Consider the following 24,212-nt stretch of genomic DNA (forward strand, 5'->3'; position numbering starts at 1 on the left):
GCAAGCTCGCATGGGGCATCTTGGCGGAACCGGTCGATGTCGATGTCTCCGCGTCACGACTCGCCAGTCGCCGCGAGATCGCTGGCGAGATCGAGCTGCGGATCGCTGCCGCGGTGCGCGCCGGCCATCTGCCCGCGCAAGACACCGCGCTCGCCTCGACCGCGCTGCTCGGCGCGGTGCACGAGTCTCTGGTGGGGCCGCTGGCGCCGGATAATCTCGACGACCCGGCGAAACTCCGTGATGCAGTGCAAACCGTCACGCTGCTAGCACTCCGTGCAGTCGGTGTGATGGACGCCCGGGCCCGAGGCCTCGTGGTCCAGGCGGTGGTGCCGCCGCGTAGTCTGGTCGGAGCCTGATCAGTTCCAGTTTGCTCTGAGCGAGTGTGCTGGATATGACAATCAGCGTATCCTGATCCGACCGTTTCCGCCCGCGGCGCTACAATCGCCTCGCGCACAGCAGCCTGCGCAGGAGTATCTCGCATGACCATTCTGATGCCGGAGCCGGATCAGTCCGTGCTGGCCCGCCGCGACGAGATCATCGCGGCCTTGCGGAAGATCGTGCCGGGCGAGGGCGTGATCTCGAGCGACGCCGAAATGCGCCCCTATGAGTCTGACGGGCTGATGGCGTATCGCCAGCCGCCGATGGTCGTGGTGTTGCCGAGCACGACCAAGCAGGTCTCCGAAGTTCTGCGCTATTGCCATCAGCACGGCATCAAGGTGGTGCCGCGCGGCTCCGGCACGTCGCTGTCCGGCGGCGCGCTGCCGCTCGCCGACGGTGTGCTGCTGGGGCTCGGCAAGTTCAAGCGCATCCGCGAGATCGACTTCGACAATCGTGCCGTGGTGGTCGAGCCGGGCGTCACCAATCTGGCGATCAGCCAGGCGGTCGATCACGCCGGCTTCTACTACGCGCCCGATCCCTCGTCGCAGATCGCTTGTTCGATCGGCGGCAATATCGCGGAGAATTCCGGCGGTGTGCATTGCCTGAAATACGGCATGACCACCAACAACGTGCTCGGCTGCGAGCTCGTGCTGATGAACGGCGAGATCCTGCGCATCGGCGGCAAGTGCGCCGAGAACGCCGGTTACGATCTGATGGGCGTGATCACCGGTTCGGAAGGTTTGCTCGGCGTCGTCACCGAAGTCACGGTGCGCATCCTTCGAAAGCCGGAGACGGCGCGCGCCTTGATGGTTGGCTTCACCAATGTCGAAGCGGCAGGACAGTGCGTCGCTGATATCATTTCGGCGGGCATCATTCCCGGCGGCATGGAGATGATGGACCGGCCGGCGATCCACGCTGCCGAAGCCTTCGTCCATGCCGGCTATCCGCTCGACGTCGAGGCGCTGCTGATCATCGAGCTCGACGGGCCGCAGGTCGAAGTCGACGAACTGATCACGCGGGTCGAGACCATCGCGCTCGGCTGCGGCTCGACCACCTGCCAGATCTCGACCTCCGAGCAGGAGCGGCTGCTGTTCTGGAGCGGCCGCAAGGCGGCGTTCCCGGCGGTGGGCCGCATCTCGCCCGACTATCTGTGCATGGACGGCACCATTCCGCGCGCGCAGCTTCCGCTGGTGCTGCGGCGGATGAACGAGATGTCGGAGAAATACGGCCTGCGAGTCGCCAACGTGTTTCACGCCGGCGACGGCAATTTGCATCCGCTGATCCTGTACGATGCTAATCAGCCCGGCGAGCAGGACCGCGCCGAGGCGTTTGGCGCCGATATCCTCAAGCTGTGCGTCGAGGTCGGCGGCGTGCTGACCGGCGAGCATGGCGTCGGCATCGAGAAGCGTGACCTGATGCCGGAGATGTTCTCCGACATCGATCTCAATCAGCAGCAGCGCCTGAAATGCGCGTTCGACGCCGACGGCCTGCTCAATCCGGGCAAGGTGTTTCCGACCCTGCACCGCTGCGCCGAACTCGGCCGCATGCACGTGCATGGGGGAAAGCTGCCTTTCCCGGACATCCCGCGGTTTTAGGCTTGGCCTGTTTATCGATGCAAGCAGCACAGCCCCTCCCCGTCATTGCGAGCGAAGCGAAGCAATCCAGCGCAGTGCTCGGCGCTGGATTGCTTCGTCGCTTCGCTCCTCGCAATGACGGGGGAGTGGGGGATCGCCGACCGAGTTGAAGGACACCTTTCGCCCGTGGATACGCTGAAAGCCCGTGACGCGCAGGACGTCGAAGAGGTGGTGCGCGCCGCCATCGCCAATGAGCAGCCGCTCGAGATCGTCGGCCACGGCACCAAGCGGCGTGTCGGTCAGCCGATGGCCACCAATGCGGTGCTGGACCTGTCGGCGCTGAACGCCGTCGTCGCCTACGAGCCGAACGAACTGATCATCACCGTGCAGGCCGGCGCGCCGCTGGCTGACGTGCTGTCGCTGATCGATTCCAAGAATCAGCAATTCGCCTTCGAGCCGATGAATACAGCGCTGCTGCTCGGCACCGTCGAAACTGAAGGCACCGTCGGCGGCATGATCGCGGCCGGCCTTGCCGGACCGCGCCGGATCAAATCCGGCGGCGCGCGGGATCATCTGCTCGGCGCGCACGGCGTGTCGGGCTTCGGCGAGAGCTTCAAGGCCGGCGGCAAGGTGGTGAAGAACGTCACCGGCTATGACCTCTGCAAGCTGCTCGCCGGTTCCTGGGGCACGCTGGCGGTGACCACCGAGGTGACGCTGAAGGTGACGCCGCGGCCGGAATGCGAGCGCACGCTGCTGCTGCGCGGCCTCGGCGACGTCGCGGCCAACAAGGCGATGACCGCAGCCATGGGGTCGCCTTACGACGTCAGCGGCGCGGCGCATCTGCCGGGCTCGGCACTGCGCACCACCGGCGGCGTGCTCGGCGATATCTCTCAGCCAGATCAGTCGCTGACTCTGCTGCGGCTCGAAGGCATCACCTCGTCGGCCAGTCACCGTGCCGAGTCGCTGCGTCAGATGCTGGCAAGCTACGGTGCGGCCGAACTGATCACCGACGAAACCTCCGCCGCGCTGTGGTCGGCGGTGCGCGACGTCGAACCGTTCGCGGCCTCAGGACCGCGCGCGCTGTGGCCAGTCTGGCGGATCGTCTGTCCGCCGGCGTCCGGCGGTGCGTTCGGCGAGGCACTGCAGCGCGAGAGCGGCGGCGAGGTGATCTACGATTGGGGCGGCGGCCTGATCTGGGCGGCTCTCCCGCCGGCCGCTGATGCTCACGCCAAGGCGCTGCGCCAGCGCGTCGACAAGATCGGCGGTCACGCCACGCTGATCCGGGCGAGCGACGAGGTGCGCTCCGCCGTAGATGTGTTCCCGCCGCAGCCGGCCGGGCTTGCGGCGCTCGGGCAGCGGGTGAAGCACAGCTTCGATCCCAGGAACGTTCTCAATCGCGGCCGGTTGTCGCGCGGACCCGCAGTATGAAAACCGATTTCTCTCTCGCCCAGCTCGCTGACCCGGATATCGCCGAAGCGGACAAGATCCTGCGTGCCTGCGTGCATTGCGGCTTCTGCACGGCGACCTGTCCAACCTATGTGCTGCTCGGCGACGAACTCGACAGCCCGCGCGGCCGCATCTACCTGATCAAGGAGATGCTGGAGAGCGACAAGCCGCCGACCGCGGACGTCGTCAAGCATATCGATCGCTGCCTGTCGTGTCTGTCCTGCATGACGACGTGCCCGTCGGGCGTGAACTACATGCATCTGGTCGATCAGGCACGGGTGCGGATCGAGCGCGACTACCAGCGTCCGTTCTGGGACCGCGTGGTCCGCGAGGCGCTGTCCTGGATGATGCCGCATCCGGGCATGTTCCGGCTAGGCATGTGGGCGGCGCGGATCGTGCAGCCCTTCGCCGCGCTGCTGCCGAGCTCGCACGATCTTGCCCGGCCGACGCTGCTCGGCCGGATCAAGGCGATGTTGGCGCTGGCGCCGAAGCAATTGCCGGAGCGCGGTCCCGACTCCGGCACGACATTCCCGGCGATCGGGCCGAAGCGCGGCAGGGTGGCGCTGCTGCACGGATGCGCGCAACAGGTGCTGGCGCCGCGGATCAATCGCGCCGCGATCAATCTGCTGACGCGTCATGGCATCGAGGTGGTACTCGCCGCCGATGAAGCCTGCTGTGGTGCCCTGATCCATCATCTCGGCCGCGATACCCGGACGCTCGAATATGCGCGCACCAACATCAAGGCGTGGCTGCGGGAGATCGATCGCGGCGGTCTCGATGCAATCCTAGTGACGACCTCGGGATGCGGGACCGTCATCAAAGATTACGGTTTTATGTTGCGTGAGGATCCGGAGTTCGCCGCATCCGCTGCGCGTGTGTCCGCGCTCGCCAAGGACATCAGCGAATATATCAGCGAGTTGGAGCTGATGCCGCAGCAGGCGCACGACAATCTCGTGGTCGCTTATCACTCCGCATGCTCGCTGCAGCACGGGCAGAAAATCACGCGGCTGCCCAAAGAATTGCTTTCCAAGACCGGATTCGTGGTGAAAGATATCCCCGAAAGTCATTTGTGTTGTGGTTCGGCGGGTACGTACAACATTCTCCAGCCTGACATCGCGACCAGATTGCGCGACCGCAAGGTCGCCAACATCGCTTCGGTCAAGCCGGATGTGATCGCCGCAGGCAATATCGGCTGCATGGTGCAGATCGCCAGCGGAACGGATGTTCCTGTCGTGCACACCATCGAACTGCTCGATTGGGCGACAGGCGGTCCACGGCCTGAGAAAAGCTGACCGCGCTGCAGGCCTGCTGGCGGATGGCGTGATTGCCGAACAGGGGTGATCCGCACAACAGGAGGACGACGATGGCGAAGGACAAGAAGTCCAAGAAGGACAAGGCTGGCAAGAAGGACAAGAAAGCCGGCAAGTCCGACAAGGCAAAGCTCCTGCTGAGCGCCAAGAAAGCCAAGAAGGACGCCAAGACGTCCGGCAAGAAAGCCGACAAAAAGGCTGCCAAGAAAGCCGGCAAAAAAGTAGCGAGCAAGCCCGGTAAATCCCCCACGAAGAAAGCCGGCGCCAAAACGACTCCTGCGAAGAAGATCGCTGCGAAGAAGGCCTCTGCAAAGAAAGCGTCGGCAAAGGCTCCTGCGAAAAAAGCTCTCGCGAAGAAGCTTCCTGCAAAGAAGGCTGCCGGCAAGAAGTCCGCAGGCCCCGCTGCCAAGGCGGGCGTAAAAAAGTCTGCTGCCACAAAGGCGCCGGCCAAAAAGGCCGTGACCAAGAAAGCTCCGGTCGGCAAGGCGCAAAAGGCCAAAGCTCTAGGCAGGCCGTCGCCGAGCAAGGCTCCGGCGAAGGTGACGAAGACCGCGGCGTCGCCGGCCAAGGCTGTTGCGCCAACTCCCAAGGCTCCGGCCAAGAAGAAAGCCGCTCCGAAGCCGAAGGCGTCCCCTGCGCCCGAGGCCGTGCCGCAAGAGCCGCCGAGTGAGATTCTCGCGGCGATCGACGCTGCTGCCCCGGCCGAAGCGCCTGCGGTGACGAAGGTCGCCAAGCCGCGCAAACCGCGGGCGAAAAAGGTGGCTCCATCGACGCCCGAGCCGGAGCCGGAGAGCACCGACGGCGCTGCGCCGGAGCCGGCCGAGATCGAGGCCGCGTCGGCTGTCACGGCGGATGCCGACGACTCCGAAGCCGCGCCGGCGCCCGAGACAGCGGTCGAAGAAACAGCGGATGATGAACCCGCCGAGCCGTTTCCCGCAGCTGCGGAAGCTGACCACGAGGACAACGCCTCCGTCGAGGCGCTCCCGGCGGGGGATGATGGCGAGGATGTCGAGACCGAAGCCGAGCATCCTCATGAGGAGCGTCCGCGCACTCCGGACTCGCTCTAAGCGGCCGAGGAAATCCGATCCGACAAAGACCGCGGGCAGTGTCCGCGGTCTTTTGCTGTCGTCCAGTGGGCGCTGCTCAGGCTCCCGACCTGCCGGCGGACGGTCGTCCTGAGTTCTGCGAATCGGCTTCGCAGTTGGCGATGCTGGTCGTGACGTGCACCGCCGCTCTTCGTCGAAAGTGTTGCTCCGACTGGCGAGTTTGTTCCGACCAGCTCAGAACCGTTCTCAAATTAGTTGTCAAATTGCCACACCCCGCAACTACTCGTAATCGGATGGGCTGATTTGCTCAAAAAACCGGCAGCTGCATGTGTTTTTTGCTTCACGGTTCCGTGCGCCGGCCGCAGATTGTGCGGGAGTTACTGAGCAGGTCGATATCGTGTCTTTTCTTGGACTCTGGTCGGGCTGACTTGAAAGCGATGGGGATCATCATGAAGAAAGCAATTCTGTCGGCCGCGGCCATCCTTGCTGTGGGTGTCTCGTCGGCGTCGGCCGCCGATCTGGCTGCGAAGGTTTACACCAAGGCTCCGCCGGTCGTCGCGTTCGACCCCTGGGATGTCGCGTTCGGCGCCGCCATCATGAGCGACTACGTGTTCCGCGGCATCACCCAGTCGAACCACAAGCCGTCGGTGACCGCTTATTTCGAGCCGCGCTACAACGTCACCAAGGATCTGCAGCTCTACGTCGGTAGCTCCTTCGAGAGCATCTCGTTCCCGAACCGCGCCGCCGCCGAAGTCGACATCTACGGCGGTATCCGCCCGACCTTCGGCGCCTTCGCGTTCGACTTCGGCGTCTGGGGCTACCTGTATCCGGGCGGCACCTGCCAGTTCGGCGGAAACGGCGTCGATTTCGCCGGCAACTTCCAGGGCACCGAGTGCGCCACCAATGCGCTCGTCAACGGCAACGTCCTGAAGAAGGATCTGAGCTTCTTCGAAGGTTACGCCAAGGTGGCCTACACCGTGAACGACATGTTCACGATCGGCGCCAACGAGTATTACACCCCGAGCTACCTGAACAGCGGCGCCTGGGGCAACTACGCGTCGGTGACCGGCAAGTTCACCGCCCCGAGCACCACGTTCGGTCCGAGCGGCGTCGGAATGTACGTGTCGGGTGAGTTCGGTCGCCAGTGGCTGGGCACCTCCGACTCGTTCTACGGCACGGCTGCCTTCCCGAACGGCATCAAGTACAAGGACTACAACACCTGGAACATCGGCGTGGGCTTCACCTACAAGGTGTTCACCCTCGACCTGCGTTACTCGGACACCGATCTGTCCAAGGCTGATTGCAACGCTTTCACCAGCGACTTCACTGCGACGGCGAATGGCAGCTTCTCGGCGATCAACCCGACTGGCGTCGGTTCCAAGTGGTGCGGTTCGACCTTCATCGCCAAGCTCTCGGCTGACGTGACGCTGCAGAGCAACATCAAGTAAGTCTTCCCTCTCCGGGAACACGAGGGCGGCAGAGCAATCTGCCGCCCTTTTTGTTTCGCGCGGACGTCGTCATGGGGGCGGGCGAATAGCTGCGAATGCTGGCAGATAGGTCCCCACTCGACGATCCCACGCACGCAGGATGAGGTGAGGCCCCTCCGCGCGCCATCCCGTCATCGCCCGGCTTGAACGGGCGACCTAGTATCCCAGAGCATTCGTTGAACCGCTCCGGCGCCACAACACGCGCACTGCGATACTGGATCACCCGCCTACGCGGGCGATGACAGTTGTGCCCGGGGTAAGCCCGTGCAATCTCGCTTGCCGCTTGCCGCTTGCCGCTTGCCGCTTGCCGCTTGCCGCTTGCCGCTTGCCGCTTGCCGCTTGCCGCTTGCCGCTTGCCGGCCTCAGCCTTGCGCCGGCACCGCCACTTTCGCCTTGTCCTGCAGCGTGAAGATTTTGCCGGTGGGCGTGAGCACGGCATCGCGCTGGTGGAAGGCATCCAGCGTCGAGCGATGGCCGATCGATACGATCGTGGTGTCCGGCAATTTGCGGTCGAGCAGCCGATACAGCGCGGCTTCGGACGGTTCATCGAGCGACGCGGTGGCTTCGTCGAGGAACAGGTATCGCGGCTTGTGCAGCAAGGCACGGGCGACGCCGAGGCGCTGCTGTTCGCCGAGCGACAACGTTCTGTTCCAGTGACCGTGCTCGGCAAGTCGGTCGGCCAGGGCCGGCAGGCCGACCTCCTTCAGCACCTCGCCGACCTCGGCGGGACTGAATGCGTCCGCTTCCGAAGGGTAGACGATCGCGGCGTGCAATTCGCCGACCGGGAAGTAAGGCCGCTGCGGCAGCATCATCAGCGAGGCGTCGGCCGGGATGGCGATCGATCCGGAGCCGAACGGCCAGATACCGGCGATGGCGCGGAACAGCGTCGACTTGCCAGAGCCTGACGGGCCGGCGATCAGTGTGCGCTCCTTGCCGCTGATGCTGAAGTCGTCGGCCGCGATCAGGGGCTGTCCGGCCGGCAGGCTGAGTTTCAGATCGTCGAGATCGATCGATCCGCTATCGCTCGCGGCCACGCGGGCCACACCGGGATTCGCACGCAACGCGTTGGCATTCTGGATCGCAGCCTCGAATCCGTCGAGACGGGCAACTACCGACTGCCATTCGGCCAGCGTCCGGTACGCCGTGATGAAGAACGACAGCGAGTCCTGCACGCTGCTGAACGCCGATGCGGTCTGCATCAGACCGCCGAGTTGGACTTTGCCGGCGAAATAGGCCGGGGCAACCAGGATGTAGGGGAAGATGATCGAGGCCTGCGAGTAGCTGGCGGTGAACGCCGTCAGCTTCTTGGTGCGGCTCATGATCCGCATGAAGTTCTCGGCGACCAGCCCGAAGCGCGACGCCAGCTTGCCGCGCTCGGCCGGCTCGCCGCGGAGCAGCGCGATCTGCTCGGCGTTCTCGCGCGCACGAACCAGGTTGAAGCGGAAATCAGCTTCGAAGCGTTGCTGGCGGAAGTTGAGATCGGCCAGCGGGGAGCCGATCCAGTGCGTCAGCGCGGTCCCGAGAATCGCATAGATCAGCGCGCCCCACACCAGATAGCCGGGGATCGGGATATCGCGGCCGAACACGTGCAGCGGTGCGTCGTCCGACAGACCCCACAGGATCACCACGAAGGACGCCAGCGTCACCACTGCATTGAGCAGGCCGACCCCCAGGATCAGCGTGCGCTCGACGAACATCTGGGTGTCCTCGGCGATACGTTGGTCCGGGTTGTCGGCAGCGTCGCCGAGCAGCTGCATCTTGTAGTGGTTGGCATCGTGCAGCCATTCGCCGAGATATCGCTCGGTCATCCAGCGCCGCCAGCGGATCTGCAGCCACTGGTTGAGATAGAGCTGGTACACTTTCAGCGCGATCCAGATCGCCGCCAGCACGCAGAAATAGCTGAGCTGATAGACGAAGACGTCGAGGTTCCGCTCCTGCAGCGCGTTGTAAAAGACGTTGTTCCAGCGGTTGAACAGCACCGACAGGCCGACGACGGCGAGCTCGATGACCACCACTGCGGTCAGCAGCGTCCATCCCATGCGTTTGTCGTCGGATTTGAAGTAGGGCGCAGCGATCCGCCAGACGGTGGCGAGGGTGGATCGGATATTGGTCACAGGATCGGTTTCTCCGGATGCGGCGTCTCCGAGCGGAGACGCGCTAGACGAAAGTTGTAGGTAAAACGAACTACAACAGCTTGTCGCGCCCTCTTGTCGCACCCTAGCATGAAGCCGAAGGTGGGGGATGGTGGCTGACTGATTTCGCGAGGTTGTGAGCGCCCGTTAGCTGTCGCTCACCGCCTCGCGCGTGACGCGCTCCCTTCTCGCTACCGGCAGCCAATAGCCGGCCACGAAATCTCGAAGGGAGGAATTCGGATGTGGAACCAAATTTATGATCCGCTGGGGAGCGCGGCGCTGTCGACCCTGGCGGCGGCCATCCCGGTGGTCACGCTGCTGGTGCTGATCGCCAGTGGCAAAGTGAAGGCACACCTCGCGGCCATCATCGCGTTGATCCTCGCCAACTTGGTGGCGATTTTCGTATTCACGATGCCGTCCAACATGGCGATCCGGGCCTCGCTGCTCGGCGTCGTCACCGGCTTCTTCCCGATCGGCTGGATCGTCCTCAACGTCATCTTTCTCTATCGCATCACGGTCGAGACCGGCCGATTCGAATTGCTGCAGCGGGCGATCGGCGGCGTCACGACCGATCGCCGGCTGCAGCTGCTGCTGATCGCCTTTGCGTTCGGCGCGTTCTTCGAGGGCGCCTCCGGCTTCGGCACGCCGGTCGCGATCACCGCCGCGATCCTGATCGGGCTCGGCTTCTCGCCGCTCGCTGCCTCCGGCCTGTCGCTGATCGCCAACACGGCGCCCGTCGCCTACGGCGCGCTCGGCACGCCGATCCAGGGCCTGGCCTCGGTCACCGGCCTCGATCCCTACACACTCGGCGCAATGGTCGGGCGGCAATTGCCGTTCTTCTCGCTGCTGGTGCCGTTCTGGCTGATCTGGGCGTTCGCCGGCTTCCGCGGCATGATCCAGATCTGGCCCGCCATCCTTGTCACCGGCGTCGGCTTCGCCATCCCGCAATTCGTGATCTCGAACTACATCAATCCGTGGATCGTCGACATCGGCGCGTCGCTGATCTCGATGGGCTGCCTGATCCTGTTCCTCAAGGTGTGGCAGCCGAAGGAGCTGTGGCTGTCGCCGAAGCTGCGCGGCAACGATGAATCGGCCGCCACCATGAAGCCGCCGAAGCCGATGGACACCACCAAGCTCACCCAGCCGCAGCTGTGGGGCGCGTTGCTGCCGTGGATCATCGTCTGCATCGTGATGCTGATCTGGGGCACCGGGATGTTCAAGGGCTGGGCCAACTCGATCTTCGTCTGGAACTACCCGGTCCCTGAACTCGACAAGATGATCATGAAAGTGCCGCCGGTCGCCGCCAAGCCGACGCCGGAAGGTGCGGTGTTCAGCTTCACCTATCTGTCGTTCACAGGCACCGGCATGTTGCTGGCGGCGCTGATCTCCGGAGTGCTGATGGGGATCTCGCCGGGCAAGATGATCTTCGAATACGGCCGCACCATCCGGCTGTGCGCGATCTCGCTGATCACCATCTCGGCGATGCTGGCGATCGGCACGCTGACGCGGCTGTCCGGCGTCGACGCCACGCTCGGTCTCGCTTTCGCGGCGACCGGCGTGCTGTATCCGTTCTTCGGCACGCTGCTCGGCTGGCTCGGCGTGGCGCTGACCGGATCGGACACCGCCTCGAACGTGCTGTTCGGCAATCTGCAGAAGATCACCTCCGAGCAGCTCGGCCTGTCGCCGATCCTGATGAGTGCGGCGAACTCGTCGGGCGGCGTGATGGGCAAGATGATCGATGCCCAATCGATCGTCGTCGCCTCGACCGCGACCAACTGGTATGGCCACGAAGGCTCGATCCTGCGTTACGTGTTCCTGCATTCGATCGCGCTGGCCTGCATGGTCGGCGTGCTGGTGATGCTGCAGGCCTACGTCTATCCGTTCACCGCGATGGTCCTGAAATAGCCATTCGCCTCTGAGAGGTTGCGGGCCCCGCGGCGCAAGCCGCGGGGTTCGACGTTTTCAGGATCGGGCGTCGCCGAACTGGCCAAGCCGGCTGCGTGCGGGATACAGATGAGGCGACCCCACACTACGCGAGGTGAGATGCGTTCGACTTCAATGCTGTCCTCCGCTGCGCTCGCAGCGGCGCTCGTCGCGGGATCAGCCGGTGCCGCGCTGACGCAGCCCGCCGGCGATTTTCCGTTCGGTCTGGAGATGACGCTCGAAGCGCCGCCGAAGCCGGGCTCGAAGCGCATTCCGAACATCGAGATCGACGAGAAGGGCGAGGCGCGGGTGGAGCTGTGGTGCAAGGGCGGCTCCGGGCAGTTCTCGGTCGCCGGCAACACCGTGATCTTCGTGCCCGGCACGATCGATAACCGCGCCTGTCCGCCTGACCGTGCCCAGGCCGACGATGCCCTCGTCGCCGCCCTGACGGCCGCGACCACATGGGCACGGCAGGGCGACTATGTGACGTTCTCCGGCGGCGAGACGCTGCGGTTTCGGCTGAACACGAACTAACGGCGCGAGGTAACACCTCTCCCCGTCATTGCGAGCTAACGGGTCGGCGCATAGCGCCGCCCGATGACAGGCTGCGCGAAGCAATCCAGCGCAGTGCACCGGGCTGGATTGCTTCGTCGCTTCGCTCCTCGCAATGACGGAAGCGTGAGGCTTCCAAGAAGGCAACAACTTCAGCATTCGTCATTCCGGGGCGCTCACGAAGTGAGCGAGTCCGAAATCCATAACCCGTGTGTTAATGTTTGAGCAGCGCGCGCGTCGTCGTCTGTGCTCGACCGCGAGCGCGCGGAGTATGGATTCCGGGCTCGCGCTACGCGCGCCCCGGAATGACGAACGTGAGCGTGTACCGGTGCCTTGGCTACTTCGCCGCCTGATTGCCCAGGATCATATCCGCGCACAGCGCCGCCGACTGGATCGCGCCGCTGTGGCCGCCCATGCCGGAATAGGAGGAGGCGAGGTAGAGGCCGGGCAGCACGGTGCGTGGCGTGCGATAGGGCTTGCCGCTCTTGTCCGGTGGCAGCGGCGCGAAGCCGTACACTGAGCCTTCGGGCGCGCCGAGATATTGCTGCACCGACAGTGCGACGTTGAACGAACTCGCCGTCACGGCCGCCGCCAGTCCGGGATACATGCGATCGAGATGCTCGACGATCGCCTGCTGCCAGCGGGCGCGTTTGGCGCGGTAATCGTCCTGCGACAGACCGGCCCAGTTCGACAACTGATCGGGGCCGACGACCGAGAGCACATAAGGCGGCGCCGGCACGCCTGAGTCGATGGCCGCATAGTCGGCAAGCGCGAGCGGCGGCATGCGATCACCGGGCTCGCCGGCCATCAGCGTCTTGCCTTCCGCGTAGGACGCCAGCGTCTTCATCCAATCCGGCAGCAACTGTGTCACGAAGCTGCTGACGCCGAATTCACGCGGCTGAGCGGAGAGCCCGAGCGTCAGCGCGAACAGAGAGAGACCCAGCGGGCGATCCTTGTAGCTGTCGGTGAGTTGTGCGGCCTGTGGCTGCGGCATCAGCGCCGCGAGCGTCGCGGGTGCGGCGTTGCCGATCACCGTTGCGGCCTCGATGGTCTGCGGGTCGCTGCCGTCGCGCGCGGTGTGAGTGACGCGGCTCGGCGCGCCGGCCTCGCCGATCTCGATGCCGCTGACGATGCGGCGAAGCAGCACTTCGCCGCCGGCCTTGCGGATCGAGCGGGTGATCGCGCTCGACAGCCGCTGCGATCCGCCCTGCACGAACCGCGCGCCGGACAGCAGGAAGCCGCCCTGCGCGATCGCGAACGGCACCCACCACTGCGCGGTGGTGTCGTCGTGGACGTAACAGAGATTGCCGGCGATGGCGCATTTCAGCGCTTCGTTGCCGCCGAACAGCGCCTGCAGCTTGTCGGCGAGCGAGACCGACCAGTCGGGGAATTCCGGCGCCAGCGCGAACACCGCGTCGAGCCCGCCGTCGCCGGCGGCGATCGCGAGCCGTCGCATCTCGCCGAGCAAGCGGTCGATCGCATCGGCCGCGTCCGGGAAGCGCGCGGTCAGCGCCGCGCGGGCGGCGTCGAAGCTGTCGGGTAGCACGAACGGCGCGCCGAGCGGGCCGCCGCGCATCTCGTAAAGCGCGCCGGCCGGGACCCACTGCACGCCGTCGAGCGCGCCGGCGCGGCTGAGCGCCGTATGCTTGGGATCCTGCGAGTCATGCGGATCGCCGGTCAGGTGCAGCGAGCCTTCGACGAACAGATCGCCGACCTTGTAACTCGAGGCGGCACCGCCGACCGAATTGCTGCGCTCGATCACCACTACGCGGCGACCGTCGCGCGCGAGGATCGCGCCCGCCGTCAAGCCGCCGAGGCCGGCGCCGATCACCACTACGTCAGTGCGGGTCATTCAACCAAATTCCTGCCGCCGAGAAAGTCGCTTCATTGCTGCAACGCGGCGGCAAGTCAAACGGCCGCCCGCGTCGGGCGGCCGCACCGGCTACGGCGATTGCCAGGTCGAGCTCTCGGAATCCCAACGCTGGCCCTTCAGCTCCTTGGCCAGGGCTGCGACCGCGCCGCCATCGCTCCGCGGCTCAGCTTCCTCGTCGCCGGTTGAATCGTCATTAATGGCGAGCTTGGGGCCGGTGCTTTCGTCCGCCGTGGTATCGGTCGGGTTACCGATCCAAAGCAGCAGCTTGTCGGTCGCGCCAGGCTTGTCGGCGCTGACCATCGCCTCGACTTCGATCGTCTCGGTCAGCTGCAGCGACTGCACGAGGTCGCTGGGCTTCTTGAAGGTCAGCTTCAGCTTGCCGGTATTGTCGTTCCAGGCGGACGTCGCCAGCGTCGCGCCGAGCGTCTGCGACAGCACGCTGGCGACGGTGGCGGCGATCTTGTCTCTGTTCAGCTTGTCGCCGTCGCGCCAGCCGGCGGCCGGAAACAGGATGGTGCGGTCGAGCTCGATGATGCCGTTTGTCCAGCCGGCCGCGGTCACGCCCGGGAAGCTCTTGGCCTTGGCGATCACCGCAGCGGCGTGGGCCGGATCGGTCGTCAGGTTGATCACCAGCGTGCCGGCGCGCAGTGCGTCGCAGCCGATGCTGAGGCTCGACAGCGACACTTCGAGATTCTGGCCCTTCAGCGTCTTCAGGAAGTCAGCTGCAGATTCCAGGCTGACCCTGATGCCGACGGCCTCGGGCGACACTTCGGTGAAATCCTTCGGTGCCTGAGCGATGCTCTCGTCGCTCGACTGGTTTTCGAGATATTCCTTCTCGGAGAGGTCCGAATTGTCGTTCGAGGCGATCTCGTGCACCGTGGTGCCGATGCTGATCTGGCCCTTGAAGTCGACGGTCTCGCCGTTCTGCTTGCGGGCGAGCTTCACCGTCACCGGAGCCTTGTCGCTGGTGGTCTGGGTGGTGCCGGTGAGGGCCGGCCCGTTGGCCTGCAGATTGGCGACGAAGCGATCCTTGTGGTCGGAGCCTTTGGTCGGCGCGTAGCAGACATCGAGCACGGCGGATGTCACCGTCTTGCCCTGCCGGGTTTCCTTGAGGATGACGTCGGCGCCGTCCATGAAGCCGTCGAGCGCAGTGAAATAGCGGGTTTCGGTAGTGGTCGCTCCCGCCTTCGGCGCCGCCTTGCTCTGGGCTCGGGCCAAATCGGTCGCAGGCAGCAGCATCAGCAGGCTGAACAGAAGCGCGCGCATCGGGTGATTCCTCGCAGGATTCGCAGGTCTTGAGCCTTGTTTGATTCGAAGTGGACCGAACCAAGGCCTGACTAGCAAATCGTTGCCGCTTCGCCAAAAAACATGGCGGGGCGGAGGTCGGCAATCCGCTGCGGTGCCTCACACACAGCCGTCATCCCCGCGCATGCGGGGATCCAGTATCCCAGAGAGCTGGTTGGTCATCGCAGCGCTCTGGAATACTGGGTCGCCCGCCTTCGCGGGGCGATGACGGGAGAGGGTGGGGCGGACGCCTCGACTACAATTCTTCCCTCAAACGCAACAAGGCCGCCCGGAGGCGGCCTTGTGTACCTTGTCTTGTCGGAAACAGAGACGCGGGCTTAGAAGCCCATGCCGCCGCCCATACCGCCCATGCCACCGCCGCCCGGCATCGCCGGGGCGTCGGCCTTCGGCAGCTCGGCGACCATGGCTTCGGTGGTCACCAGCAGCGAGGCGACCGACGAGGCGTCCTGCAGCGCGGTGCGCACGACCTTGGCCGGATCGACGATGCCCTTGGCGAGCATGTCGACATAGTCCTCGCTCTGCGCATCGAAGCCGAAGGTCTCCGACTTGTTCTCGAGGATCTTGCCGACCACGATCGAACCCTCGACGCCGGCGTTCTCGGCGATCTGCCGCATCGGGGCTTCGAGCGCCTTCAGCACGATGTTGATGCCGGCCTGGACGTCCGGATTGTCGTTGCTGATACGGCCGACGGCCTTCTTGGCGCGCAGCAGGGCGACGCCGCCGCCCGGCACGATGCCTTCCTGCACCGCGGCGCGGGTCGCGTTCAGCGCGTCCTCGACACGGTCCTTCTTTTCCTTGACCTCGACCTCGGTCGCGCCGCCGACGCGGATCACCGCGACGCCGCCCGCGAGCTTGGCGAGACGCTCCTGCAGCTTCTCACGGTCGTAGTCCGAGGTGGTTTCCTCGATCTGCGCCTTGATCTGCGAGACGCGGGCCTCGATGTCCGGCTTCTTGCCGGCGCCGCCGACGATGGTGGTGTTCTCCTTGTCGATCACCACCTTCTTGGCGCGGCCGAGCATCTTGAGCGTGACGCTCTCGAGCTTGATGCCGAGCTCTTCGGTGATCAGCTGGCCGGCGGTCAGGATCGCGATGTCTTCCAGCATCGCCTTTCGGCGATCGCCGAAGCCCGGCGCCTTGACGGCCGACACCTTGAGGCCGCCGCGCAGACGGTTGACGACGAGGGTCGCCAGCGCTTCGCCTTCGACGTCCTCGGCGATGATCAGCAGCGGCTTGCCCGACTGCACCACCGCTTCGAGCACCGGCAGCATCGACTGCAGGCCCGAGACCTTCTTCTCGTGCAGCAGGATGTAGACGTCGTCGAGTTCGACGGTCATCTTCTCGGCGTTGGTCACGAAGTAGGGCGACAGGTAGCCGCGGTCGAACTTCATGCCCTCGACGATGTCGACTTCGGTGTCGAGCGACTTGTTCTCTTCGACCGTGATGACGCCTTCGTTGCCGACCTTCTGCATCGCCTGGGCGATCATCTTGCCGATCGGCGCGTCGCCGTTGGCCGAGATGGTGCCGACCTGGGCGACTTCGGCCGAGGAGGCGACCGGCTTGGCGCGCTTCTGGATGTCCTTGATCACGGCCTGGACCGCGATCTCGATGCCGCGGCGCAGATCCATCGGGTTCATGCCGGCGGCAACCGCCTTGGCGCCTTCGCGCACGATCGCCTGGGCCAGCACGGTCGCGGTGGTGGTGCCGTCACCGGCGAGGTCGTTGGTCTTCGAGGCGACCTCGCGCAGCATCTGCGCGCCCATGTTCTCGAACTTGTCTTCGAGTTCGATCTCCTTGGCGACGGTGACGCCGTCCTTGGTGATGCGCGGAGCGCCGAAGCTCTTCTCGATCAGCACGTTCCGGCCCTTGGGGCCGAGCGTGACCTTGACGGCGTTGGCGAGAACGTCGACGCCGCGAAGCATCCGATCGCGCGCATCGCCGGCGAATTTAACGTCTTTGGCTGCCATTCAACTCTCCTGATGTCTGCTAGAGGCGGATCAGCCGACCACGCCCATGATGTCCGACTCCTTCATGATCAGGAGTTCCTGACCGTCGAGCTTGATCTCGGTGCCCGACCACTTGCCGAACAGCACGCGGTCGCCCGCCTTGACGTCGATCGGCGTCAGCTTGCCGGTTTCGTCGCGGCCACCCGGACCGACGGCGACGACTTCGCCTTCCTGCGGCTTCTCCTTGGCGGAGTCCGGAATGATGATGCCGCCCTTGGTCTTGGTTTCCGCGTCGATGCGCTTCACCACGACACGGTCATGGAGTGGACGAAAATTGAGCTTAGCCATGGGAGATCCTGTGCTGCGGGCTGGAGGTGCTCGGCTTCGAGTGCCGGGTCGGTACGCGGTGCAAGAGTAGTCCGCGTTGTTGGCAATCGTGCTGCGAGAGTGCTAATTGTCCGTCCCGAATATGGCTTGATGAAGTTCCTGTCAAGCTGAGGGGATCGTCTTCAAAGCTTAAGAGCTTGGTGAGGCGAATGATGGATTCTCGCGGCTGAATCGTTGCGCGGGATCTTTGCCGAACGCATTGCCTGACGAGGCATTTTGCGGTTGTGTGGCGAAGGGGCGCATGGGGATGTTCTCTCGGGGAGAAATTATGATCAGTTCAAGCAACGCACGCGCGCCTCTGAATCTGGCGATCGCGTCCCTGATGGCTCTCGGCCTGGGCGCGTGCGGCAGCTTCGGCGGGTTCGGTGGATTCGGCGGCTCGCAGCCGGCCGAAGTCGCGGAGCCTGCGCCGCCGCCGGAAGTTCCGGCGACCATCCGTTCCGAAGAGATCGTCGGACGCTGGGGGTTGGCGTCGTACCAAAACCCTGCCGACCGGGCGCGCACCGAAAAGGCCGCGCTGTCGCAGTGCAAGAATCCCTACGTGATCGGCGCCGGCGCGACCGGCGGCGTGATCATGCATCTGGCCGACCAGGCGACGCCGCAGGAATTGCGCCTCAAGGGTTCGCCGGGCGGCAAGAACTATATCGGTCCGGCCGGCCCGATCGGCGAGCAGGACCGCGAGATCGTCTCGTTCGACGGCCGCGTCCTGGTCACGCGGTTCCTCGACAAGGATGCAGCGACCCGCTACGGCAATATGGTGTATGTGCGCTGCTCCCCGCGCGCCTGATTGCTGCGAATAAAGAGGGCCGAAGCGGCCCCGGAGACTGGCTGACGCCATGACGTCATGATCGCCCTGCGCGGCCTTCTGGTCGGACCCGGACGCGCGGTCGTGGTGTTGGCGGTGACCCAGATCCTCGGCTGGGGCATCCTGATCTATCCGCCGGTTCTGACCATGCCGCATCTGGTCGCCGACCGCGGCTGGTCGCTGGCGTTCGGCATGGCCGGCTTCTCTCTGGCACTGGTGATTTCCGGGATCGCGTCCCCGATCGTCGGTGGTCTGATCGATCGTCACGGCGGCCATGTGGTGATGGCGCCCGGTGCGCTGATCGGTGCGCTCGGTCTGTTGCTGCTCGCAGTCTTCGATGCGTGGCCGTTGTACTTTGCCGCCTGGGTGCTGATGGGCGCCGCCATGGCGTCCAGCCTGTACGATCCGGCCTTTGCCACGCTCGCGCGGCTGTTCGGCAGTTCGGCGCGGCGGCAGATCATCTTCGTCACCTTCGCGGGCGGCTTTGCCTCGACCATCGGCTGGCCGGCGACGCATCTGCTGCTCGAGCATTTCGGCTGGCGGGGGACTTATCTCGTATTTGCCGCCGTCATGGCCCTGGTGGTTGCGCCGCTGCACGGCTTCGCCCTGCCGCGGGCAGCGGCGCGGACCGAGGGCGCGGTCCCGTCCGGGCCGCATCTGGTGCCGCAGCAGCCGCTGCGTCCCGAGGGACGGCCGTTTCTGCTGCTGGCGATGGGCTTCGCGCTGCACGCGCTGATCCTGTCCGGCGTCACCTCGAACCTGCTGGCGATGCTGGAGCGCGGCGGCCTGAGCGGCGCCACGGCGGTTACGCTCGGCGCGTTGTTCGGCCCTGCGCAGGTCGCGGCCCGGCTGATCGACTTTCTGCTCGCCGGCCGCACCCATCCGCTGTGGATCGCGCGCGGCGCCATTGCGCTGATGGGCGTGGCGTTCGCGATGCTGGCTTTCGTCGGCGTGTCGGTCGGCGTCGCCGGCCTGTTCTGCATCGCGTTCGGCGCTGCCAACGGCGTCATGACCATCGCGCGCGGCAGCCTGCCGCTGCTGATGTTCGGGCCGGAAGGCTACGGCCGGGTGATCGGCCGCATCGCGCGGCCGGCCCTGTTCGTGCAGGCGTCGGCGCCGTTCGTGGTCGCCGCGGCGGTGGAGCGGTTTTCGGACGCGGCGGTGATCGAGTTCGGCATGGTGGCGGCGCTGATCGGGGTCGGCTGTTTCATGCTGATCCGCGCGCCGCGGACGGCGGATCGATAGCGGCTGACTGTCGACCCAGAAAACGGAAGAGCCCCGATCCCGCTCAGCGGAATCGGGGCTCTTGAATTCGCGAGATCGATAGCGATCGATCAGTTGAACATTGCGTCGATGTCGTCCTGCGAGGCGTGACCCTCGTCGCCGAGCGCGCGGGGGCCGTTGAGCAGCTTGGCATCGCCCTCGCGGGTATCGACCACCGGCGGCACATGCGCCTTGATGGCGTCGACGCCGCCCCAGATGTCCATCATCACCACGATGTGGTGCTCGATGAACTTCATGGTCTGCATCACCTTGCTGATGCGCTGGCCGGTGAGGTCCTGGAAGTTGCAGGCCTCGAAGATCGAGATCACGCGTTCCTGAATCTCTTCGCTCAGCGCCTTCTGCTGATCGGCCGAGGTGACCTTGCCGAGCGCGGTGGCGGCCTGATCGATCGCTTCCGCGGCTTCGAGGATCTGCTGAGTCGCTTCCTCGGTGCCGCCGACCACGGCGCCGAGTTCGCCGTTGACCCGGGCCATCTCTTCGCCGCTGAAGCTCTTGGTGTGCAGCACTGCGATTTCGCGCTTGGTCTGGTCGATCGCGTTGTGGATCAGATCGAGCTCGACCTTGAGCTTTTCGCACTGTTCGATCTGGGCGCGATACTGCGCCAGCAGCGCGCGGGCTTCGGCGACTTCGTCCGCAGTCGAGGCCTCGATCTCCTGAGTGCCGACGCCGTTGGCCAGGATAGGCTGGCCGCCGCCGACGATCTGCGCGCGGATCGCGCGAAGTTCCGACATGATATCGTGGTGAGTCGGACCGGAGTCACAGTCGATCGGTGCAAGCGGCGGAGCGCTACCGAGCGTGAGTTCTTCGATCCGGAAGCGCTTGCGTTGGATTGACATCGGCTCATCCCGTTTTCAGGCAATACTTCTTTGTAGTGCCATCTCTTTAACGGTGCGTTGCCGGTTGGAACTAACAGTTGGTTGAGATCGCAAGCGCAAATACATACTGTTAACCATCGCGCTTTGGCTTTCACCGAAAATAAACGTTAAGCGCAGCTTTGCCGCTGTTTCGCGTCGTGGTGAATCCTCACGGCGGTTTCGTTTACCAAACCGATCCGGTTTTGGTTTCTGATCCGTTGCATTCACCGGCGCCTTTGGGCGCATCCCGACGAAACAGTTCAGAGTACGTCGATGTTCAGGAAAACCACGCTTACCTTGCTGACCAGTGTGTCGTGCCTCGCCGCCGGGCTGCCGATCGCCTCGGCCTACGAGATGCAATCCTCCGCCCCGACCGTGATCTACGGTGCGCCGCAGGCGCCGCAGCCGGTGCCCGTGCGCACCGCATCGGCGCAGCGCGGAAATATGGGCGGCGGCTTTATCGAATTCCTGTTCAGCGACGGCGATCAGCCGGCGCGGCCGCAATACTACGAGCCGGAGCAGTCCTATTACCAAGGACGTCGCGGCCAAGGACTGCCGCCGATGCACCCGCAGATGCAAGGCATGCGGCAGCCGGAAGCGATCGACCCGGCGCGGCCGGCGATGGATCCGAAATACGAGAAGCAGGTGGTCGAGTATCAGGGCAACGAGAAGCCCGGCACGATCGTGGTCGATACGCCCAACAAGTTCTTGTACCTGGTGCAGGGCGACGGGCGGGCGCTACGCTACGGCATCGGCGTCGGCCGCCCCGGCTTCACCTGGTCGGGCGTCAAGACCATTTCGGCCAAGCGTGAATGGCCATCATGGACGCCGCCGAAGGAGATGCTGGCGCGCCGTCCGGATCTGCCGCGCTTCATGGAAGGCGGTCCCGAGAATCCGCTCGGGGCCCGCGCGATGTATCTCGGCTCGTCGCTGTATCGCATCCACGGCTCCAACGAGCCTTGGACGATCGGCACCAACGTCTCGTCCGGCTGCATCCGGATGCGCAACGAGGACGTCATCGACCTCTATGGCCGCGTCAATGTCGGCGCCCGCGTCGTGGTGATCTGAGCGTCTGCTCATCTGCCGCTGATACGACAACGGCCGCCCGAGGGCGGCCGTTGTGCTGAGTAGTTGTGGCTAAGCGTCAGGCGAAGTCGCTGTCGCCGCCGCCATCGTCGAAGCCGTCGTCCATGTCGTCTTGATCGTAGCCGGCATCGGCCATGCGGTCGTAGTCGCCGCCGCGATCGGAATCGTCGTTCTGTGCAGGGTCCATCGCGCCGTAGCGCGAACCGTCATCGACGCCGCCGCGCTGCGAGCCGATGTCGCCGAGGCCGGCCTGCTGGGCCAGGCTGCTGCCCGACTGATCGCCGCTGCCGCCCCACGGATTGAGGCCGCCGAGCCCGGTCTGATCCATCATGCTCTGATGGCCGCCGCCGCCCATCATGCCGCGAATGCTGGAGAGCAACAGCGAACCGCCGACCACGCCGGCCGCCGCAGCAGCAGCCGTGCCGAGGAACGAGCCGCCACCGCCGCCGACCGGCGAGGGGGCACCGCCGCCGAACGGTCCGCCATAGCCGCCTTGCTGAGGTGCGTACTGACCCGGCGCATATTGCCCGGGTGCCGGCTGTCCCATCTGCTGCTGGCCGATCACCTGCCCGGTATTCCAGGCCGGGCGGCTGGCGCCGGCGCCAGGCGGGGGCACGTTCGGCACCGAACCGCGCGGCTGCGGCTGGCTCGGATTCTGGCCGAAGATCGCATCGCGCATGGTGTCGAGGAAGCCACCGCCCTGATTGCCGGCAGGCTGATGGTCGCCGGCTTCCAGTTCCTGGATACGCTCGTGCGCGCGCTTCAGGGCTTCGTCCTGCACCAGTACCGTCTGCACCAGGCCATAGACCGCGTTCGGCGCGAGCCGCAGCCCCTGCGAAATCGCAGCCGCAGCGTCGGGATCGCGCGGCGCGGATTCGAGGCGGGCCAGCCGTTCGAACAGATCGTCCACAAGCTGCCGTTCTTGCGGTGTCATGATGGTCTCCCTCAGCATCCGTTGCTCACGCGGCGCGATCCGCAGGCTGCGGCGCAGCGGGCATGAGTGCTGAAAAATGTAGGGAGGTGGCTGGGCAGCAATAAGCCCCGGACCGGATTAATTTTCGGTAGGAGATGGCGCTGCCGGCGTCGCCGCACTGTCGGAGCGTCGCAGCAGCGTCACATTGTGCGTCGCGAGCAGAGCAGGAAAGCGATCGCTGGCGAGAAATGCGTGTTCGCGCTCGCGCTGATCGGTGAAAGGGTCGAGGCTGACCAGTAGATCGTCGACGAAGCCGGGATGGCACATCACCAGCCCGCGGTCCGGCAACCCGTCGAGAAACGACGCCATCAGCGTCTCGAAGTTGGTCTCGCGTGCGAAGTCGTAGGCGCCGGCGAAGCCCGGATTGGTGGCGAGGCCGGCTTGCGCTGCGCGTTTGCGGAACGGCCCGCTCAGCGTATCCAGCAGCAGCGCCTTCGGAGCGCTGAGCCGCTGCGCCAGCGGCTGCGATCGGCCGCATTGCCGGACCCAGGCGTGCGGCGCCAGCGCCTTGACCACGCCGACGAAGGCGTCGCGCACCTGCGGGAAAAGTTGCACGTGCTGATGACCATCGACGTAGTCCGGCATCCGGCCGAACCGTTCGGCGAAGGCTTCAAGCTGCGCAGTGAGTTCGGTGGCGATGATGGCGCGGTCGTGGCGGCGCAGCAGGCTGCCGCGCAGCTTGCGGCCGAGCGGCAGGAAGATGCCGCCGTGCAGCGGGTGATAGTGCATGGTCAGCGGCGAGAACGGCGCAGTCAGCGTCGCATGCAGGCCGATCGCGCAATCGGCTTCCTCTGCCACTTGTTGCAGAGCCAGGACCTCTTCGCGATCGATCGCGGGGCCGACCATCATCACAGAGGTGGCGTTAAGGCGCCGGTTGCTGATCAGTTCGCGGATCGCGCGGTTGACGCCCGGACTGATGCCGTAGTCGTCGGCGCACAGCCATATCCGCCGCGGCGCAGTCGCGCTCATTCGGCAGCGGATTGTTCGGAGTGTGCGGCGCCCTCGCTCGGACCCGACTGCCGCACGCTGTGCTCGGCGACGAAGTAGATCGGCCGTGCCTTCAGCTCGGACAGGATCTTGCCGATGTACTCGCCGACGATGCCGATCATCAGCAGCTGCACGCCGCCGATCGTCATCATGCCGACCATCAGCGACGGATAGCCCGGCACCGATTTGCCGTTAGCCCAGGTCTCCCACAGGATCGACAGACCGAACAGGAACGCGCCGAGCGCCAGCAGGGCGCCGAGCAGGCTGGCGATCCGCAGCGGCGCGACAGAGAACGAGGTCAGGCCTTCGATCGACAGGCCGATCAGGCGGCCGGTGCTGAAGGTGCTGAAGCCGTGCGAGCGCGGCTCGGGTTCGTAGTCGACGCGGAACTGGCGAAAGCCGATCCAGCTCGCGAGGCCCTTGAAGAAACGGTTGCGCTCGGGAAGCTGCTTCAGCGCCGCCGCCGCGCGCGGCGACAGCAGGCGGAAGTCGCCGGCGTCCTCCGGAATCGGCTGCCGCGCGCCCCAATTGATCAGCGCGTAGAAGCCGCGCACCGCGGCGCGACGCAATCGCGGCTCGTTATCGCGATGCGCCTTGGCGGTGTAGACGACGTCGTAGCCGTCATCGACCCAGTGCGAGACCAGCTTCTCGGCGAGCTCCGGCGCGTGCTGGCCGTCGCCGTCCATGAACAGCACGGCGCCGCGGCGGGCGTGATCGAGGCCGGCCAGCAGCGCCGCCTCCTTGCCGAAATTGCGCGACAGCGACACCACCTGGACGTCGATGCCGTCGGCCGGAAGATTGCGGGCGATGCTCAGCGTGGCGTCGGCGCTGCCGTCGTCGACATAGACCACTTCGCAGACGAGGCCG

At 65.4% G+C, this 24,212-nt stretch carries 19 protein-coding genes and 1 pseudogene; 11 read left to right on the top strand and 9 right to left on the bottom strand.

The window, feature by feature from the left end:
• The 6 genes and pseudogenes from ACOJTD_RS16700 to ACOJTD_RS16725 all read left to right on the top strand — a co-directional run.
• Positions 1–356 (top strand): annotated as a pseudogene (locus tag ACOJTD_RS16700) (TetR/AcrR family transcriptional regulator); the annotation flags it as partial.
• A gap of 123 nt (positions 357–479) precedes the next feature.
• Entirely contained in the window at positions 480–1,973 is a 1,494-nt protein-coding gene (locus tag ACOJTD_RS16705; protein WP_420134007.1) for an FAD-linked oxidase C-terminal domain-containing protein, read from the top strand.
• Between the two features lie 165 nt (positions 1,974–2,138).
• Positions 2,139–3,380, top strand: coding sequence for an FAD-binding protein (locus ACOJTD_RS16710; protein ID WP_420134008.1), 1,242 nt, complete (start codon positions 2,139–2,141; stop codon positions 3,378–3,380).
• Complete coding sequence (gene glcF / locus ACOJTD_RS16715; protein ID WP_420134009.1) at positions 3,377–4,690, top strand: glycolate oxidase subunit GlcF; 1,314 nt, start codon at positions 3,377–3,379, stop codon at positions 4,688–4,690. Before ACOJTD_RS16710 ends, glcF begins: the two co-directional genes overlap by 4 nt.
• Before the next feature lie 71 nt (positions 4,691–4,761).
• Positions 4,762–5,775 carry a hypothetical protein gene (locus ACOJTD_RS16720; RefSeq protein WP_420134010.1) on the top strand — a complete coding sequence of 338 codons (1,014 nt, stop codon included), beginning with the start codon at positions 4,762–4,764 and terminating at the stop codon, positions 5,773–5,775.
• A 428-nt stretch (positions 5,776–6,203) separates the two neighbouring features.
• Positions 6,204–7,202 (top strand): TorF family putative porin, encoded by a 999-nt coding sequence (locus ACOJTD_RS16725; protein ID WP_420134011.1) that lies wholly within the window; start codon positions 6,204–6,206, stop codon positions 7,200–7,202.
• Positions 7,203–7,603: 401 nt separating this feature from the next.
• Here the strand turns inward: ACOJTD_RS16725 and ACOJTD_RS16730 are convergent, their stop codons facing one another.
• Positions 7,604–9,355, bottom strand: a complete 1,752-nt coding sequence (locus ACOJTD_RS16730) for an ABC transporter ATP-binding protein/permease (RefSeq protein WP_420134012.1) — start codon at positions 9,353–9,355, stop codon at positions 7,604–7,606.
• Positions 9,356–9,613: 258 nt separating this feature from the next.
• Between ACOJTD_RS16730 and ACOJTD_RS16735 the strand changes: the two genes are divergently transcribed.
• Both ACOJTD_RS16735 and ACOJTD_RS16740 read left to right on the top strand, forming a co-directional pair.
• On the top strand, positions 9,614–11,278 hold the full coding sequence (locus tag ACOJTD_RS16735) for an L-lactate permease (protein ID WP_420134013.1): 1,665 nt from the start codon (positions 9,614–9,616) through the stop codon (positions 11,276–11,278).
• 138 nt (positions 11,279–11,416) lie between these two features.
• Positions 11,417–11,830, top strand: a complete 414-nt coding sequence (locus ACOJTD_RS16740; RefSeq protein WP_420134014.1) for an META domain-containing protein — start codon at positions 11,417–11,419, stop codon at positions 11,828–11,830.
• Between the two features lie 355 nt (positions 11,831–12,185).
• Here the strand turns inward: ACOJTD_RS16740 and ACOJTD_RS16745 are convergent, their stop codons facing one another.
• The 4 genes from ACOJTD_RS16745 to groES form a co-directional block, all read right to left on the bottom strand.
• Positions 12,186–13,700, bottom strand: a complete 1,515-nt coding sequence (locus ACOJTD_RS16745; RefSeq protein ID WP_420134015.1) for a phytoene desaturase family protein — start codon at positions 13,698–13,700, stop codon at positions 12,186–12,188.
• A gap of 90 nt (positions 13,701–13,790) precedes the next feature.
• A complete protein-coding gene (locus tag ACOJTD_RS16750) occupies positions 13,791–14,987 on the bottom strand; it encodes a hypothetical protein (protein WP_420134016.1) in 1,197 nt (398 codons plus the stop codon).
• A gap of 356 nt (positions 14,988–15,343) precedes the next feature.
• Positions 15,344–16,990 carry a chaperonin GroEL gene (gene groL, locus ACOJTD_RS16755; protein WP_420134017.1) on the bottom strand — a complete coding sequence of 549 codons (1,647 nt, stop codon included), beginning with the start codon at positions 16,988–16,990 and terminating at the stop codon, positions 15,344–15,346.
• Between the two features lie 30 nt (positions 16,991–17,020).
• Positions 17,021–17,317: a co-chaperone GroES gene (gene groES, locus ACOJTD_RS16760; RefSeq protein WP_054165399.1), complete on the bottom strand. Its 297-nt coding sequence runs from the start codon at positions 17,315–17,317 to the stop codon at positions 17,021–17,023.
• Positions 17,318–17,624: 307 nt separating this feature from the next.
• Between groES and ACOJTD_RS16765 the strand changes: the two genes are divergently transcribed.
• The gene (locus ACOJTD_RS16765; RefSeq protein ID WP_420134018.1) at positions 17,625–18,143 is read left to right on the top strand and encodes a hypothetical protein; all 519 of its coding nucleotides are present in this window, start codon (positions 17,625–17,627) and stop codon (positions 18,141–18,143) included.
• Positions 18,144–18,200: 57 nt separating this feature from the next.
• The gene (locus ACOJTD_RS16770; protein WP_420134019.1) at positions 18,201–19,406 is read left to right on the top strand and encodes an MFS transporter; all 1,206 of its coding nucleotides are present in this window, start codon (positions 18,201–18,203) and stop codon (positions 19,404–19,406) included.
• Between the two features lie 89 nt (positions 19,407–19,495).
• Here the strand turns inward: ACOJTD_RS16770 and ACOJTD_RS16775 are convergent, their stop codons facing one another.
• Positions 19,496–20,281 carry a protein phosphatase CheZ gene (locus ACOJTD_RS16775; protein ID WP_420134020.1) on the bottom strand — a complete coding sequence of 262 codons (786 nt, stop codon included), beginning with the start codon at positions 20,279–20,281 and terminating at the stop codon, positions 19,496–19,498.
• Between the two features lie 291 nt (positions 20,282–20,572).
• Here ACOJTD_RS16775 and ACOJTD_RS16780 point away from each other — a divergent pair, with 291 nt between their 5' ends.
• The gene (locus ACOJTD_RS16780; protein WP_420134021.1) at positions 20,573–21,367 is read left to right on the top strand and encodes a L,D-transpeptidase; all 795 of its coding nucleotides are present in this window, start codon (positions 20,573–20,575) and stop codon (positions 21,365–21,367) included.
• A 76-nt stretch (positions 21,368–21,443) separates the two neighbouring features.
• Here ACOJTD_RS16780 and ACOJTD_RS16785 read toward each other — a convergent pair whose 3' ends face one another.
• The 3 genes from ACOJTD_RS16785 to ACOJTD_RS16795 all read right to left on the bottom strand — a co-directional run.
• Positions 21,444–22,319, bottom strand: a complete 876-nt coding sequence (locus ACOJTD_RS16785) for a DUF2076 domain-containing protein (RefSeq protein WP_420134022.1) — start codon at positions 22,317–22,319, stop codon at positions 21,444–21,446.
• A 117-nt stretch (positions 22,320–22,436) separates the two neighbouring features.
• Entirely contained in the window at positions 22,437–23,327 is an 891-nt protein-coding gene (locus tag ACOJTD_RS16790; RefSeq protein ID WP_420134023.1) for a ChbG/HpnK family deacetylase, read from the bottom strand.
• Positions 23,324–24,212: glycosyltransferase family 2 protein (locus ACOJTD_RS16795; protein ID WP_420134024.1), on the bottom strand; the 889-nt coding region annotated here is incomplete at its 5' end. The genes ACOJTD_RS16790 and ACOJTD_RS16795, both read right to left, overlap by 4 nt.

This window comes from Rhodopseudomonas sp. (assembly GCF_048594845.1).
Classification (GTDB): Bacteria; Pseudomonadota; Alphaproteobacteria; order Rhizobiales; family Xanthobacteraceae; genus Rhodopseudomonas.